This is a genomic window from Pseudomonas sp. 2822-17, from assembly GCF_002742485.1.
Classification (GTDB): Bacteria; Pseudomonadota; Gammaproteobacteria; order Pseudomonadales; family Pseudomonadaceae; genus Aquipseudomonas; species Aquipseudomonas cyclaminis.
On sequence record NZ_LJRZ01000300.1, the window covers coordinates 271,291 to 286,320 of the forward strand.

16 protein-coding genes are annotated in these 15,030 nt (G+C 64.5%); all 16 read left to right on the top strand.

All coding sequences use genetic code 11. The features are described from left to right. Positions 1-6: 6 nt before the first annotated feature. Genes AOA60_RS06790 through AOA60_RS06865 form a run of 16 tightly spaced genes read left to right on the top strand, consistent with a single transcriptional unit; the run spans position 7 to position 15,030 of the window. Positions 7-261, top strand: a complete 255-nt coding sequence (locus AOA60_RS06790; protein ID WP_003187949.1) for an acyl carrier protein — start codon at positions 7-9, stop codon at positions 259-261. Then, on the top strand, positions 258-803 hold the full coding sequence (locus tag AOA60_RS06795) for a hypothetical protein (RefSeq protein WP_099583753.1): 546 nt from the start codon (positions 258-260) through the stop codon (positions 801-803). Before AOA60_RS06790 ends, AOA60_RS06795 begins: the two co-directional genes overlap by 4 nt. Next, positions 800-2,470, top strand: coding sequence for an acyl-CoA synthetase family protein (locus tag AOA60_RS06800; RefSeq protein ID WP_099583754.1), 1,671 nt, complete (start codon positions 800-802; stop codon positions 2,468-2,470). Before AOA60_RS06795 ends, AOA60_RS06800 begins: the two co-directional genes overlap by 4 nt. Beyond that, entirely contained in the window at positions 2,463-3,197 is a 735-nt protein-coding gene (locus AOA60_RS06805) for a glycosyltransferase family 2 protein (RefSeq protein WP_099583755.1), read from the top strand. Before AOA60_RS06800 ends, AOA60_RS06805 begins: the two co-directional genes overlap by 8 nt. Continuing rightward, on the top strand, positions 3,194-4,129 hold the full coding sequence (locus AOA60_RS06810; RefSeq protein ID WP_099583756.1) for a glycosyl transferase: 936 nt from the start codon (positions 3,194-3,196) through the stop codon (positions 4,127-4,129). Before AOA60_RS06805 ends, AOA60_RS06810 begins: the two co-directional genes overlap by 4 nt. Next, entirely contained in the window at positions 4,113-5,654 is a 1,542-nt protein-coding gene (gene hutH / locus AOA60_RS06815) for a histidine ammonia-lyase (protein WP_099583757.1), read from the top strand. Before AOA60_RS06810 ends, hutH begins: the two co-directional genes overlap by 17 nt. Next, positions 5,647-6,072 carry a thioesterase family protein gene (locus AOA60_RS06820; RefSeq protein WP_099583759.1) on the top strand — a complete coding sequence of 142 codons (426 nt, stop codon included), beginning with the start codon at positions 5,647-5,649 and terminating at the stop codon, positions 6,070-6,072. Before hutH ends, AOA60_RS06820 begins: the two co-directional genes overlap by 8 nt. After that, complete coding sequence (locus AOA60_RS06825; RefSeq protein ID WP_099583761.1) at positions 6,069-6,665, top strand: outer membrane lipoprotein carrier protein LolA; 597 nt, start codon at positions 6,069-6,071, stop codon at positions 6,663-6,665. Before AOA60_RS06820 ends, AOA60_RS06825 begins: the two co-directional genes overlap by 4 nt. Then, complete coding sequence (locus AOA60_RS06830) at positions 6,655-8,967, top strand: MMPL family transporter (RefSeq protein WP_099583762.1); 2,313 nt, start codon at positions 6,655-6,657, stop codon at positions 8,965-8,967. The genes AOA60_RS06825 and AOA60_RS06830 overlap by 11 nt, the downstream gene beginning before the upstream one ends. Positions 8,968-9,000: 33 nt before the next feature. Beyond that, the gene (locus tag AOA60_RS06835; protein ID WP_099583764.1) at positions 9,001-10,248 is read left to right on the top strand and encodes an NAD(P)/FAD-dependent oxidoreductase; all 1,248 of its coding nucleotides are present in this window, start codon (positions 9,001-9,003) and stop codon (positions 10,246-10,248) included. After that, positions 10,245-10,979, top strand: a complete 735-nt coding sequence (locus AOA60_RS06840) for a class I SAM-dependent methyltransferase (protein ID WP_099583765.1) — start codon at positions 10,245-10,247, stop codon at positions 10,977-10,979. Before AOA60_RS06835 ends, AOA60_RS06840 begins: the two co-directional genes overlap by 4 nt. After that, positions 10,976-11,458 carry a hypothetical protein gene (locus tag AOA60_RS06845; protein ID WP_099583767.1) on the top strand — a complete coding sequence of 161 codons (483 nt, stop codon included), beginning with the start codon at positions 10,976-10,978 and terminating at the stop codon, positions 11,456-11,458. The genes AOA60_RS06840 and AOA60_RS06845 overlap by 4 nt, the downstream gene beginning before the upstream one ends. After that, a complete protein-coding gene (locus AOA60_RS06850; protein WP_099583769.1) occupies positions 11,455-12,621 on the top strand; it encodes a beta-ketoacyl-[acyl-carrier-protein] synthase family protein in 1,167 nt (388 codons plus the stop codon). Before AOA60_RS06845 ends, AOA60_RS06850 begins: the two co-directional genes overlap by 4 nt. After that, on the top strand, positions 12,618-13,079 hold the full coding sequence (locus AOA60_RS06855) for a hotdog family protein (protein WP_099583770.1): 462 nt from the start codon (positions 12,618-12,620) through the stop codon (positions 13,077-13,079). Before AOA60_RS06850 ends, AOA60_RS06855 begins: the two co-directional genes overlap by 4 nt. Continuing rightward, the gene (fabG, locus tag AOA60_RS06860; protein WP_099583771.1) at positions 13,076-13,804 is read left to right on the top strand and encodes a 3-oxoacyl-ACP reductase FabG; all 729 of its coding nucleotides are present in this window, start codon (positions 13,076-13,078) and stop codon (positions 13,802-13,804) included. The genes AOA60_RS06855 and fabG overlap by 4 nt, the downstream gene beginning before the upstream one ends. Next, positions 13,804-15,030 (top strand): beta-ketoacyl-ACP synthase, encoded by a 1,227-nt coding sequence (locus AOA60_RS06865; RefSeq protein WP_099583773.1) that lies wholly within the window; start codon positions 13,804-13,806, stop codon positions 15,028-15,030. Before fabG ends, AOA60_RS06865 begins: the two co-directional genes overlap by 1 nt.

Sequence of the window (15,030 nt, forward strand, 5' to 3'; positions counted from 1 at the left end):
CGGACCATGCAAACTCGTGACGATATTTTCAACACCCTGCGCGATGCCTTGGTGGAACTGTTTGAACTCCCCCCGGAGCGCGTCACCCTGGACGCCAATCTGTATCAAGACCTGGAAATCGACAGCATCGATGCCGTGGACCTGATCGACCACATCAAGCGCCAGACCGGCAAGAAGATTGCCGCCGAAGAGTTCAAGGCCGTGCGCACCGTGAACGACGTGGTAGAGGCGGTGTACCGTCTGGTCCAACCCGCCGCATGAGCCGGCTGATCGGCCTTGGCCTGTTGTTGGCGGGGCTGCTGTACCCCTTCGCGGTGTATTACGGCACTGAGCACTTTGCACCGTGGCAATTCGGGCTGCTGCTGGGCAGCCTCTGGCTGTTGCGCGCGTTTACCGGCGCACCACGCCCCGGCAGCCGCTGGATGGCGTTGGCGGTGATCGTGTTTTGCCTGTTGCTGGCCTGGTTCGACAACCCGCACTTGCTGCGCTGGTACCCGAGCCTGGTCAGTGCGTTCATGTTGGCGCTCTTTGGGCTGAGCCTGAAATACGGCCCGCCGATGGTGGAGCGCCTGGCCCGCATGACCGACCCGCAACTGCCGCCCCATGCGATTGTGTATACACGCCAGGTCACCGTGGTGTGGAGCGTGTTTTTTCTGTGTAATGGCCTGCTCGCCGCCGCCCTCACCCTGTGGGCGCCGTTGAGCTGGTGGACGTTGTACAACGGCCTGATCGCCTACGGGCTGATGGGTTTGTTGTTTGCCGTGGAATGGCTGGTACGACAAAGGGTTCGAGGCCGCATATGAATGGGTTGAAACTTGAGCACTTGCTGCTTGAGCCGCTGCAACAGCGTTGGGTCACGACCGAACCTGCCATGAATCACGCCCAGCTGTGGGAGCAATCCCTCAGTCTGGCCGCGGGCCTGCAAACGCGCGGCATTCGGCGCCTGGCGGTGCACCTGGAAGATGCCGGTGTGCTGGCGATCGCCCTGCTGGGCGCCTGGCGCGCCGGGGTCAGCGTGCTGCTGCCTGCCGATCTGCAGCCCCAGACCCGCCAACGCTGGGCCGATGCCGTCGATGCCTGGCTGGTCGACGCTGCCGATCTCGACGCGCTGTACCAGGCGCCGTTGCCTGGCGCCGCGCTCGACCTGGACAGCTGCCAACTGAGCCTGTGCACCTCCGGCTCAAGCGGCGAACCCAAGCGTATCGACAAGACCCTGCGCCAACTGGCCAACGAGGTTCAAGCGCTGGAAACCTTGTGGGGTGCGGACCTTAAAGACGCCTGCATCATCGGCAGCGTCGCCACCCAGCACATCTATGGGTTGCTGTTCCGCGTGCTGTGGCCGCTGTGCGCCGGTCGCACCTTTATGCGCAAGCAATTGGCCTTCCCCGAAGACTTGCAGCGCGCCAGCCGCGAGCACACGCAGTTCGCCTGGGTGGCCAGCCCGGCACTGCTCAAGCGCATGGGCGACAACCTCGACTGGCCGGCGCTGAGCCAGGTGTCGCGGGTGTTTTCCTCCGGCGGCGCCTTACCCGTCGAAGCCGCCGCCAGTCTTTACGAGCGTTTGCAGCAATGGCCGACGGAAATCCTCGGCAGCTCGGAAACCGGCGGCATCGCCTGGCGCCAAGGTGCGCAACCCTGGCAGCCGTTTGCCGGTGTGGCGCTGAGCCAGGACGCCGACGGCGCGCTGCGCATCGCCTCGCCTTACCTGCCCGCAGGGCATATCGAACAAACCGCTGACGCTGCGCGCATCCACGCCGATGGCCGCTTCGAGCTGCTCGGCCGCCTGGACCGCATCGTCAAACTGGAAGAAAAACGCATCTCCCTGCCCATGCTGGAGCAGGCGCTGATGACTCACCCCTGGGTCGCGGAAACGCGCCTGGGCGTGGTGCAAGAGAGCCGCGCCTCACTCGGCGCCCTGGTAGTGCTGAGCGCCGAGGGTTTGCACGCCCTGCGCAACCAAGGCCGCCGCAGCCTCACTCAAACCCTGCGCCAACATCTGAGCCAGCATTGCGAAGCCCTGGCCCTGCCCCGTCGCTGGCGTCTGCTGCGCCAGTTACCGCTGAACGCCCAAGGCAAGTTGCCCCAGGCCGATGTGACCGCGTTGCTGCTGGCGCCACGGCCAAAGGCGCCGCAGGTGCTAGAGCAGAGCGAAGCCAATGGCGAATGGACCGTGCAACTGAGCGTGCCGCCGGACCTGGCCTACTTCAGCGGGCACTTCCCGGTCACGCCGGTGCTGCCGGGCGTGGTGCAGGTGGAATGGGCGTTCAACCTGGGCCAGCAATTGCTCGACCTGCCCGCGACCTTCGCCGGCATGGAAGTGCTCAAGTTCCAGCAACTGGTGCGACCGGGCGACCGTATCGAACTGCACCTGCGCTTCGACCGGGAGCGCGGCAAGCTGTACTTCGCCTACCGCAACGGCGTCGCGGCGTGTTCCAGTGGCCGGATCCAACTGGTGGCCGAGCATGCATAAGCCCTGTGCCCTGATCCCGGTCTATAACCATGAAGCCGCAGTGCCAGCCGTGGTGAGCAGCCTGTTGAACAGCGGCCTGCCGTGCCTGCTGGTAGACGACGGCAGCAGCCCGGCGTGCGCCGCCGTGTTGGCGCAGTTGGCGACCCTGGATAACGTCACCCTGCTGACCCTGCCGAGCAACCAAGGCAAGGGCGGCGCAGTGATGGCCGGCTTCCGCGAAGCCGCGCGCCTGGGCTACTCCCACGCCCTGCAAGTGGACGCCGACGGCCAGCATGATTTGCGCGAAGTCGAGACGTTTGTGGACACCTCCCGCAGACACCCCGACGCGATTATCTGCGGCTACCCCGAATACGACGAGAGCGTGCCCAAAGGCCGCCTGTACGCACGCTACCTGACCCACGTGTGGGTGTGGATCAACACACTGTCGCTGCAGATCCGCGACTCGATGTGCGGCTTTCGCGTGTACCCGCTGGCACCGGTGCTGGCGCTGATGGACTCGGCCTATATCGGCACGCGCATGGACTTCGATTCCGACATCCTGGTGCGCCTGGCCTGGCGCAACCAGCCGATGCGCTGGCTGCCGACCCAAGTGCATTACCCCACTGACGGCCTGTCGCACTTTCGTCTGTTTCACGACAACGTGCGTATCAGCGCCATGCACACGCGGCTGTTCTTCGGCATGTTGGTGCGTGCGCCGATGATCCTGTGGCGGCGGTGGCAGGCATGAGCGACAACACCCGACACTGGGCCGACCGCGAAGAGCGCGGCAGCTACTGGCTGATGAAATTCACCGCCTTCGCGGCCAAAGTCCTCGGCCGCCGCCTGCTGAGCCCGGTGCTGTATGGCATCGTGCTGTACTTCTTCCTGTTTGGCCGCAGCGCGCGCCAGAGCGCCTGGCAATACCAACAGCGCCTGGCCGAGTGGAGCGGGCGCGATGAGTTGCGCCCCAGCCACCGCAAAGTATTTGGCCAGTTCATGGCCTTCGCCGATTCCCTGCTCGACAAACTCGACGTGTGGAACCGCAAGCTGCGCCTGGAACAGATCGAAATCAACGACCCCGCGCAATTGCGTGGGCAACTGCGTGGCGAGCGCGGGCAGATGCTGGTGGGCGCACACCTGGGCAACCTCGAAGTGTGCCGTGCCCTGGCCGAGATCGGTGAGCAAGTCACCATGAACGTGCTGGTGCATACCAAGCACGCCGAACAATTCAACCGCCTGCTGGGCGAAGCCGGTGCTACCCATTTGCGCCTGATCCAGGTCAGCGAGCTGGACCCGGCGACCATGTTGCTGCTCAGCCAGCGCCTGGACGAAGGTGAGTGGCTGGCGATTGCCGGCGACCGCGTGCCCCTGCACGGCGGGCGCACGGTGCGCGTGGACTTTCTCGGCCATGACGCCGCGTTCCCTCAAGGTCCGTGGCTGCTGGCCGGCCTGCTCAAATGCCCGGTCAACCTGCTGATGTGCCTCAAGCACAATGGCCGTTACCGCCTGACGATCGAACCGTTCACACCCTTGATCGAATGGAAACGCAGCACCCGCGAGCAGGTCATCGCTCAGTGGACCGCACGCTACGCCGCACGCCTGGGCCAGTTCTGCCTGCAAGCGCCCCAACAATGGTTCAACTTTTACCCTTTCTGGAAGACCGATGACGACGCATCTTGAGCCGGTAACCTTTGGCGAACGCCCCCTGCGCATCGAAGACGTGCTGGCCCTGGCCAACCGTCAGGCGCCCCCCCAGTTGCAGGGCGACGCCGCGTATCGCCAGCGCATCGCCAAGGGCGCGCAGTTTCTCGACTCGCTGCTGGACAAGGAAGGCGTGATCTACGGCGTAACCACCGGCTACGGCGACTCGTGCGTGGTAGCGGTGCCGTTGCAGCACGTCGAGGCCCTGCCCCGTCACCTTTACACCTTCCACGGTTGCGGCCTGGGCAAACTGCTCGATGCACAGGCCACCCGCGCGGTGCTGGCCGCACGTTTGCAGTCGCTGTGCCACGGCGTTTCCGGCGTGCGTGTCGAGCTGCTGGAGCGCCTGCATGCGTTCCTGGAACACGACGTGCTGCCGCTGATCCCGGAAGAGGGCTCGGTGGGTGCCAGCGGTGATCTGACGCCGCTGTCCTACGTGGCCGCGACCCTGTCGGGCGAACGTGAGGTGATGTTCCGTGGCGAACGTCGCCAGGCTGCCGATGTGCACCGCGAGCTGGGTTGGGACCCGCTGGTGTTGCGTCCCAAGGAAGCCCTGGCGCTGATGAACGGCACCGCCGTCATGACCGGCCTCGCCTGCCTGGCCTTCGCCCGCGCCGACTACCTGCTGCAACTGGCCACGCGCATCACCGCGCTGAACGTGGTGGCGCTGCAAGGCAACCCGGAACACTTCGACGAGCGCCTGTTCGCCGCCAAGCCGCACCCTGGGCAGATGCAAGTCGCGGCCTGGCTGCGCAAGGATCTAGCGATTGATGCGCCGACCGCGCCGCTGCACCGCCTGCAGGATCGTTATTCGCTGCGCTGCGCGCCCCATGTGCTCGGCGTGTTGGCCGACAGCCTGAACTGGCTGCGTTCGTTTATCGAGATCGAGCTGAACAGCGCCAACGACAACCCGATCATCGACGCCGAAGAAGAGCGCGTGCTGCACGGTGGGCACTTCTACGGCGGGCATATCGCCTTTGCCATGGACAGCCTCAAGACCCTGGTGGCCAACGTCGCCGACCTGCTCGACCGGCAACTCGCGCTGCTGGTGGACGTGCGTTACAACCACGGCCTGCCGAGCAACCTGTCGGGCGCGCCCGCCGACCGCGCCATGATCAACCACGGCTTCAAGGCCGTGCAGATCGGCACCAGCGCCTGGACCGCCGAAGCGCTGAAAAACACCATGCCGGCCAGCGTGTTCTCGCGCTCTACCGAGTGCCATAACCAGGACAAAGTCAGCATGGGCACTATCGCCGCCCGCGACGCAATCCGCGTGCTGGAGCTGACCGAACAGGTTGCAGCTGCCACCTTGCTCGCCGCCAACCAAGGTGTGTGGCTGCGCGCACAGGCCGAGGATGCGCGGCCGCTGCCACCGGCGCTGGCCGCCATGCACGAGGAACTGGCCAAGGACTTCCCGCCAGTGATCGAAGACCGCGCCCTGGAAGGCGAACTGCGCCTGTGTCTGCAACGCATCGCCGAGCAACACTGGAGGCTGCATGCGTAGCCCCGGCGTATTGCACAGCGACACACACATCCTGGTACCGTTTTTCGATGTCGACACCATGAACGTGGTGTGGCACGGGCACTACGTGAAATACCTCGAAGTGGCGCGCTGCGCGCTGCTGGACAAGATCGGCCACAACTACACGGCGATGCTCGAAGCCGGCTACGCCTGGCCGGTGATCGACATGCAGTTGCGCTATGTGCGCGGCGCGGTGTTTGGCCAGACCATCAACGTGCGCGCCAGCCTGGTGGAATGGGAGAACCGTTTGAAGGTCAATTACCTGATTACGGACCTGGCCAGCGGCGAGCGCCTGACCCGCGCCACCACCGTGCAAGTGGCGGTGGAGATGGCCAGCCGCGAGATGCAGTTGGCCTCGCCCAAAATATTCACTGACGCCGTAGAGAGAGCCTTGAAATGAGATCCCCTGTGGCAGCGCTAGTCCTGTTGTTAAGCATTCCAGGCCTGGCTCACGCGTTTGACCTGCAACAACTCAGCGATCAATTGGCCAAACCGTCCGTGATCCACGGCAGCTTCATCCAGGAAAAACACCTGCGCGCCCTGCCGCAGCCGTTGGTCAGCAAGGGCACCTTCGTCCTCGCCAAAGACCACGGCCTGCTGTGGCTGCTCAAGACCCCGTTGCAACAGGACTACCGCATCAGCGCCCAGGGCATCGCCCGGCGTGACGCCAATGGCTGGCAAACGCTGCCAAACAAGAGCGCCGGTGCCGAGCAGAATCGCTTGTTCCTCGCGGTACTCCAGGGCGACAGCAGCGGCTTGCAGCGGGATTTCGAGCTGCAACTGCAAGGCGAGGCCACACAATGGAAACTCACGCTGATCCCGCGCTCGCTGCTGCTGAAGCAGGTGTTCACCCAGATCAATATCGACGGTGGCGCCCTCGTGCAAACCATCGAGCTGCGGGAAACCCAAGGCGACAGCACCCTCCTGCGCATGCAGGACAGCACCGCCGAACAACCGTTGAGCGACGCGGAGCAACACGACTTTGCCCAGTGAGCGCTTGCTGCCGCGCCTGTTCCTGATCCTGCTGGTGGCCGTGCTGGCCCTGGCCGGCTGGCAGTGGCGCCATGGCGCGCCGCTGTCGGCCAACCTGATGGAACTGGTGCCGGGCAGTACGCCGGACGCCCTGGAGCTGCAGGCCGAACAGCGCATGCAGGAACCGCTGAACCGCGAGATGCTGGTATTGGTGGGGCATGCCGACCGCCAGCAAGCGGTGAACGTGGCGCAACAGTTGGGCGAACGCTGGCAGGCCAGCGGCCTGTTCGAAAAGGTGCAGTGGAACCTGCAGGCCGACCTGCCTGCGCTGCGCGAACAGTTGCTGCGTGGTCGACTGGCAATGCTCTCGACCAAGGACCGCGAGCAACTGATCGAACACCCCGACGCCTTTATCCAGCAGCGCGTGCAGGCGCTGTTCGACCCCTTCACCGGGTTCAGCCTGGTGCCGAGCCAGGATGACTGGCTGGGCCTGACCGGACGTATCCAGAACAGCCAGCCGCAACGTGGCTTGGTGCAGTTGGATATCGGCAGCGGCGCGTTGATCGCCGATGCCGACGGCAAAAGCTGGGTGCTGTTGCGTGCGCGCACCACCGGCAATGCCTTTGACATGAAACTGCCGCTGCAGGTGGCGGATTTGCTCCAGGCGAGCCGCGAACAGGCCGGTCAGCAAGGCGCGCAACTGCTGGCGGCCAGCGGTTTGTTGTACGCCGCCAATGGTCAGCAGCAGGCCACGCGGGAAATCACCTGGGTCGGCGGCGGCGCGACCGTGGGCATCCTGCTGTTGCTGCTGCTGGCGTTCCGCCGCTGGCGGGTAATGCTGGCATTCGTGCCGGTGCTGGTGGGCATGTTGTTTGGCGCGGTGGCGTGTGTGGCGCTGTTCGGCCAGATACATGTGATGACATTGGTGCTTGGCTCCAGCCTGATCGGCGTCGCGGTGGATTACCCACTGCATTACCTGTCGAAAAGCTGGAGCCTCAAGCCGTGGCGCAGTTGGCCGGCATTGCGCCTGACCCTGCCGGGGCTGAGCCTGAGCCTGGCCACCAGTTGCATCGGTTACCTGGCGCTGGCCTGGACGCCGTTCCCGGCGCTGACCCAGATCGCGGTGTTCTCCGCTGCGGGTTTGGTCGGTGCGTATCTGTCGGCCGTGTGCCTGTTGCCGGCCTTGCTCAAAGGCGTTGAGTTGCGCCCGGCGCAATGGCCTCTGCGTATCGCTGAAGGCTTGTGGCAGGTTCGTGCGGCGTTGCTCACTCGCGTGCCGAGCCCGGTGCTGCTGGCGCTGGTACTGCTGTTTTGCGCCGGCGGGTTGTGGCAGCTCAACAGCAAAAACGATATCCGCCAGTGGATCGGCGCACCGCCGCAGTTGCTGCAAGAGGCCCAGGCCGTGGCGCGGATTACCGGTTTCCAGCCCACCAGCCAGTTCTTCCTGGTGCGCGCCGACAATCAACAGCAGCTGCTGGAACGCCAGGCCGCGCTGGGCCAGCGCCTGGATCAACTGGTAAATATGGACAAGCTCAAGGGTTACCTGGCGCTCAATCAACTGGTCAACCTGCCCGCCCAGCAGCAACAGCTGCGCGATGCCCTGAACGCACTGCCACAGCACTGGCAGCCGCTGCTCGACCTCGGCGTACCGGCCAGCGCGCTGCAAGCCGAGGTCGCGCAGTTGCAAGCGCTGCCCACCGAAGACATCGACGCCGCACTGATCGGCCCGATGGCCGAACCCTGGCGTACGCTGTGGCTCGGCCCGGTGGACGGCGGCGTCGCTGCAATGGTCAGCCTGCAAGGCTTGAACAACCCGGCGCTGTTGCGAGTGCAGGCCCTGGACTTGCCGGGCGTGCATCTGGTGGATCGCCTCGGTGATCTGAACCGCGTGTTCGCCGCCACCCAGATCAGCGCCGCGCAACTGAAATTGATGTCGTGCGTGCTGATCGTGCTGCTGCTGATCCTGCCGTTTGGTTTCGGCGGCGCCCTGCGCATCGTCGCGCTGCCATTGCTGGCCGCACTGTGCAGCCTGGCCAGCCTCGGTTGGCTGGGCCAGCCGCTGACGTTGTTCAGCCTGTTCGGTTTGCTGCTGGTGACGGCGATCAGCGTCGACTACGCGATCCTGATGCGCGAGCAGATCGGCGGCCCCGCCGTGAGCCTGCTGGGTACGCTGCTGGCGGCGCTCACGACCTGGTTGTCGTTTGGTCTGCTGGCCGTGTCCAGCACGCCGGCAGTGAGTAATTTCGGCCTATCGGTCAGCCTCGGCCTGGCATTCAGCTTTATGCTGGCGCCTTGGGCCGGACAACAGAAACACGCCTTATGAATCGGATTATCGCCAAAGCGGCAAGGAGCCCTCGTGCCCACAGTTGAAATGGAACGTCGCCAGGTTGTAGTGATTGGCGCCGGCCCGTCCGGCGCCATCGCCGCCGCGCTGCTCAAGCGCAAAGGGCATGATGTATTGATCATCGAGCGCCAGTATTTCCCACGGTTCTCGATCGGCGAAAGCCTGCTGTCCCACTGCATCGACTTTATCGAAGAAGCCGGCATGCTCGACGCCGTGCAGGCCGCCGGCTTCCAGGTAAAAACCGGTGCCGCGTTCGCCTGGGGCGAGCGCTACAGCGCTTTTGATTTCAGTGACACCTTCAGCAACGGCAAGCCGACCACCTTCCAGGTGCAGCGCGGCGAGTTCGACAAGCTGCTGGCGGACCAGGCAGCGTTGCAGGGGGTGGAGATCCGCTACGGCGAGACCATCGTCGGCGTGGACTTCGCAGGCGATAGCCGCTACCTGCATGTACGCCGCGAGAACGGCAGCGAATACCACCTCAAAGCCAGGTTCGTGCTCGATGCCAGCGGCTACGGCCGCGTGCTGCCGCGCCTGCTGGACCTGGAAGCGCCGTCGAATTTCCCGGTGCGCCAGGCGGTGTTCACCCACGTTGAAGACCGCATCGAACACCCAGGTTTCGACCGCACCAAGATCCTGGTAACCACTCATCCAACCCAGCGCGATATCTGGTTCTGGACGATCCCGTTCAGCAACGGCCGGTGCTCGGTGGGTGTGGTCGCGGCCAAGGAGCATTTCGACAGCCGCGACGCCGACCTCGATGCCTGCCTGCGCGGCTTTATCGACGAAACCCCAAGCCTGTCCGGCGTGCTGCACAACGCGGTGTGGGACACCCCAGCGCGCACCATCGGCGGCTACTCGGCCAACGTCAAAACCCTGCACGGCCCGGGCTTTGCGCTGCTGGGCAATGCGGCGGAATTCCTCGACCCGGTGTTCTCTTCCGGCGTGACCATTGCCATGCGCTCGGCCAGCATGGCGGCCGGCCTATTGGACCGTCAGCTCAAGGGCGAAACCGTAGACTGGCAAACCGAGTTTGCCGCGCCGCTCAAGCGCGGGGTCGACACCTTCCGCTGCTACGTCGAAGGCTGGTACGCGGGGACGTTCCAGGATGTGATTTTCCACCCCGAAAGTTCGCCGGAAATTCGCCGCATGATCAGCGCGATCCTCGCCGGCTACGCGTGGGACGAGCGCAACCCGTTTGTCAGCGAGCCCAAGCGACGGTTGCGGATGTTGTCGGAGATTTGCGCGAGTGAGCCGGTATGAGCACTCAATACCTGAGTAAAAACTACGTCGAAGAAACCAAATTCGGCTTCTGGTTCCTGCGCAGCCACACCTGGCAGCACCATGTGCTGCGCGTGGCAATCAACGACCTGCGCAGCCTGTTCAGCGACCCGCTGCCCGAGGCGCCGGTATTGCTGGACGCCGGTTGCGGCCAGGGCAAGTCGTTCCGGTACTTGCAGCAGGTGTTCGCCCCCGAGCGCCTGATCGGCCTGGATGCCGACCCCCACAGCCTGGCATTGAGCAAGGCTGAAGCCGCACGCCAGGGCCTGGCCATCGAGCTGATCGGCAGCGACTGCGCGACCCTCGATGTGCCGGACGAAAGCGTCGATATCCTGTTCTGCCACCAGACCTTCCATCATCTGGTCGAACAACATCGCGCACTCAAAGAGTTTTACCGGGTGCTAAAGCCGGGGGGCTACCTGCTGTTTGCCGAATCCACCGAGGCTTATATCGATACGTGGGTGATCCGCTGGCTGTTCCGTCACCCCATGCACGTGCAGAAAAGCGCCGAAGAATACCTGCAGATGCTCCGCGAGCAGGGCTTTGAGTTCGGGCCGCAGAACGTTTCTTACCCGTACTTGTGGTGGAGCCGTTCCAGCGACTTCGGCCTGCTGGAACGCTGGGGCCTGCGGAATCCGCCGCCAGTGGGCCAGCGCGAAGAAACCCTGGTCAACTGCGTGGCGCGCAAGCCCCTGGCGAGTGCCGCACCATGATGCGCAGCCTGTTGATCGGCTGCCTGTTGCTGCTGAGCGCCTGCGCCAGCCAGCCGCCGTTGCCGGAAAAAACGCCCGCGCTCGCGTTGCCGATGCAACTGCATGTGCAGCGCCAGGCCGACGGCCAGAGCCAGGACTGGTTGCTGGTGATCCAGCGCGAAGGCGGCGCCATCCGCTGGTCGATGATGGACCCGCTGGGCATTCCCCAGGCCCGGCAAAAACTGATCGATGGCGCCTGGCAGGCCGATGGCTTGCTGCCGCCCAATCCCCAGGCGCGAGAGCTGTTCGCCGCCCTGCTGTTCGCCCTGACCTCGGCGGACGACGTGCGCGCGCTGTATCCGAGCGCCCAGGCGAGGGACCTCACACGGACCCTGCCGGGGCATTGGCAGATCGTCTACCAGTCTTCAGAAGTCTTCAGCGTGAACATGACCGGCCAACCCATGAGCTACCGCATCACACCGCTCGGTGCCGCCCAATGACCGCCTACCTCAACGCCCTTGGCGTGATTTGCGCCCTTGGCCGGGGTCAAGCGCAGGTCAGTCGCAACCTGTTTGCCGGTGACTGCTCAGGCATGTGCGCCGAAAACGGCTGGGTGCCCGAGCGCGTGCTGCCGGTAGGCAGTGTGCGGGGCGAATTGGCGACCATCCCAGTGGAACTCGGCCAGCAGAGCAGCCGCAATAACCAACTGTTGCTGGAAGCGGCGTTGCAAATCGAGGACGAGATCCGCCAGGCGATCCACACCTACGGCGCTTCGCGGGTCGGCATTGTGCTGGGCACCAGCACCTCGGGCATCGACGAAGCCAGCCGCGGCATCGCCCTGTACCTGCGCGACAAGCACTTCCCCTGCGACTACGACTACCAGCAACAGGAACTCAGCGCCCCGGCGAACTTCCTCGCCGACTGGCTGCAACTGAGCGGCCCGGCCTATGTGATATCCACCGCCTGCACCTCCAGCGCCCGCGCCCTGATGAGCGCCCAGCGCTTGCTCGACCTGGGGATGTGCGATGCGGTGATCTGCGGCGGTGTGGACAGCCTGTGCAAGCTGACCCTCAATGGGTTCAGCGCGCTGGAAGCCGTGTCGAACGAGCGCTGCAATCCGTTTTCGGCGAACCGCAACGGCATCAATATCGGCGAAGCAGCGGTGCTGTTTGTGATGAGTAAAGCGCCTGCGCCCATCGCCCTGCTGGGCAGTGGCGCCAGTTGCGACGCCCACCATATTTCTGCGCCCGAGCCTACCGGCAAAGGCGCATTGCAGGCGATGCGCAAAGCGCTGGTCAGTGCAAAACTGGCGCCCGAGCAGATCGGTTACCTGAACCTGCATGGCACCGCCACCCAGCACAACGACGCGATGGAAAGCCTGGCCGTCGCCAGCCTGTTCCCCGACGGCGTGGCCTGCTCATCCACCAAGCCCATGAGCGGCCATACCCTCGGCGCAGCCGGCGCACTGGAAGCCGCGTTTTGCTGGCTGAGCCTGACCCACGGCCGCGTCCCACCCCACGTGTGGGACGGCCAGGCCGACCCCACGTTGCCTGCCCTGCAATGGGCGCGCAGCGGCGATAGCCTGGAAAAACCCTGCCTGATGAGTAACTCGTTCGCCTTCGGCGGCAACAACGTCAGCCTGATTATCGGAGAGGCTCCATGACCGCTTGGCCACTCGCCGACCTGCTGCCCCACGCGGGCGACATGATCCTGATCGACCAGGTGCTGTCGTTCGATGAAGAGCAGATCCACACCCGCACCACCGTCAAGCCTGGCGGCCTGTTCAACCGCGCTGACGGTAGCCTGCCAGCCTGGGTCGGCATCGAGCTGATGGCGCAGAGCGTTGCCGCCTACGCCGGTTGCCGTGCGCGCCAGAAAGGCGAAGCGGTGGAGCTGGGCTTCCTGCTCGGCACACGTAAGTTCGAGTGCAACGTGGAACACTTCCCGGCAGGCGCCGAGCTGACCATCCACGGCCTGCGCTCTCTGGAAGACGACAACGGCATGGGTGTGTTCGAATGCCACCTGACCGGTGACGGTATCCAGGCCAGCGCCCGCTTGAACGTATTTCGACCGCCCCAGGCGGCCACTTATTTAGATGAATCGAAGGACGAAACGCCATGACTGAATCCGTACTGGTCACCGGCTCCAGCCGTGGCATCGGCCGCGCCATTGCCCTGCGCCTGGCCCAGGCCGGGCATGACATCGTGCTGCATTGCCGCAGCGGCCGTGCCGAAGCCGACGCGGTGCAGGTCGAAATCCAGGCCCTTGGCCGCACAGCACGGGTGCTGCAATTCGACGTGGCGGATCGTGCGACCTGCAAGCAGATCCTTGAGGCGGACGTCGAGCAACATGGCGCCTACTACGGCGTGGTGCTCAACGCCGGGCTGACCCGAGACGGCGCGTTTCCGGCCCTGTCGGAAGACGACTGGGACGTGGTGATGCGCACCAACCTGGATGGTTTCTACAACGTGCTGCACCCGGTGATGATGCCGATGATTCGCCGTCGCGCCGCCGGGCGTATCGTGTGCATTACCTCGGTGTCGGGGCTGATCGGCAATCGCGGCCAGGTCAACTACAGCGCCTCGAAAGCCGGCCTGATCGGCGCGGCCAAGGCCCTGGCGATCGAGCTGGGCAAGCGCAAGATCACCGTCAACTGCGTCGCGCCTGGGCTGATCGACACTGCGATGCTGGACGAGAACGTACCGGTGGAAGAACTGATGAAAATGATCCCGGCACAGCGCATGGGCACGCCGGAAGAAGTCGCCGGTGCGGTGAATTTCCTGATGTCGGCCGAAGCCGGCTATATCACCCGCCAGGTGTTGGCCGTGAATGGAGGCCTGTGCTGATGAAACGTGTAGTCGTCACTGGCATGGCCGGCATGACCTCCCTGGGCGGCGATTGGGCGACCATCTCGGCCAACTTTCGCGCCAACCGCAGCGGTATCCGGCGCATGGACGAGTGGGACCGCTTTACCGAACTGAACACGCGCCTGGCCGGGCCCATCGATGATTTCGTGGTGCCAGCCCATTGGACCCGCAAACAACTGCGCAGCATGGGCCGCGTCTCGCGCCTGGCGGTGTGGGCGGCGGAGCAGGCATTGCAGGACGCCGGGTTGCTCGGTGATGAGTCGATCAAGGACGGGCGCATGGGCGTGGCCTGTGGTTCGTCCACCGGCAGCACCGATGAGATCAAGGCCTTCGGCAATATGCTGCTGAACTCAGTGGCCGAGGGGCTGAATGCCAACTCGTATGTGCGGATGATGCCGCACACCACGGCGGCGAATATCAGCATCTTTTTTGGCCTGACCGGGCGGCTGATCCCCACGTCCAGTGCCTGCACCAGCGGCAGCCAGGGCATCGGTTATGCCTACGAGGCGATCAAGTTCGGCCGCCTGCCGCTGATGCTCGCCGGCGGCGCCGAGGAGCTGTGCCCTACCGAAGCCATGGTGTTCGACGCACTTTACGCCACCAGCCTGAAAAACGACGCCCCGCAAACCAGCCCACGTCCCTACGACAGCGGTCGCGATGGCCTGGTGATCGGCGAAGGCGGCGGCATGTTGGTGCTGGAAGAGTTGGAACACGCCCTGGCGCGGGGTGCACATATTCATGCCGAACTGGTCGGCTTTGGCAGCAACGCCGACGGCCAGCACACCACCCGTCCCGAACAGAAAACCATGCGCCGCGCCATGGAGCTGGCCCTGGAAGATGCCGGGCTGACACCCGACGCGATTGGCTACGTCAACGGCCACGGCACCGCCACCGATCAAGGCGACATCGCCGAGACCCTGGCCACCAGCAGCCTGTTCGGCAAGCGCATGCCCATCAGTTCGCAGAAAAGCTTCCTCGGCCACACCCTCGGGGCGTGCGGGGCGCTGGAGTCGTGGTTCAGCATCGAGATGATGAACCGCAACCAATACGTGCACACCTTCAACCTGGAGTCCGTCGACCCACAATGTGGCGAACTGGATTACCTGCAAGGTGAATTCCGCGAGATGCACCACGATTACGTGATGAACAACAACTTTGCTTTTGGCGGCGTGAATACGTCGCTGATCTTCCGCCGCTGGTCCTGA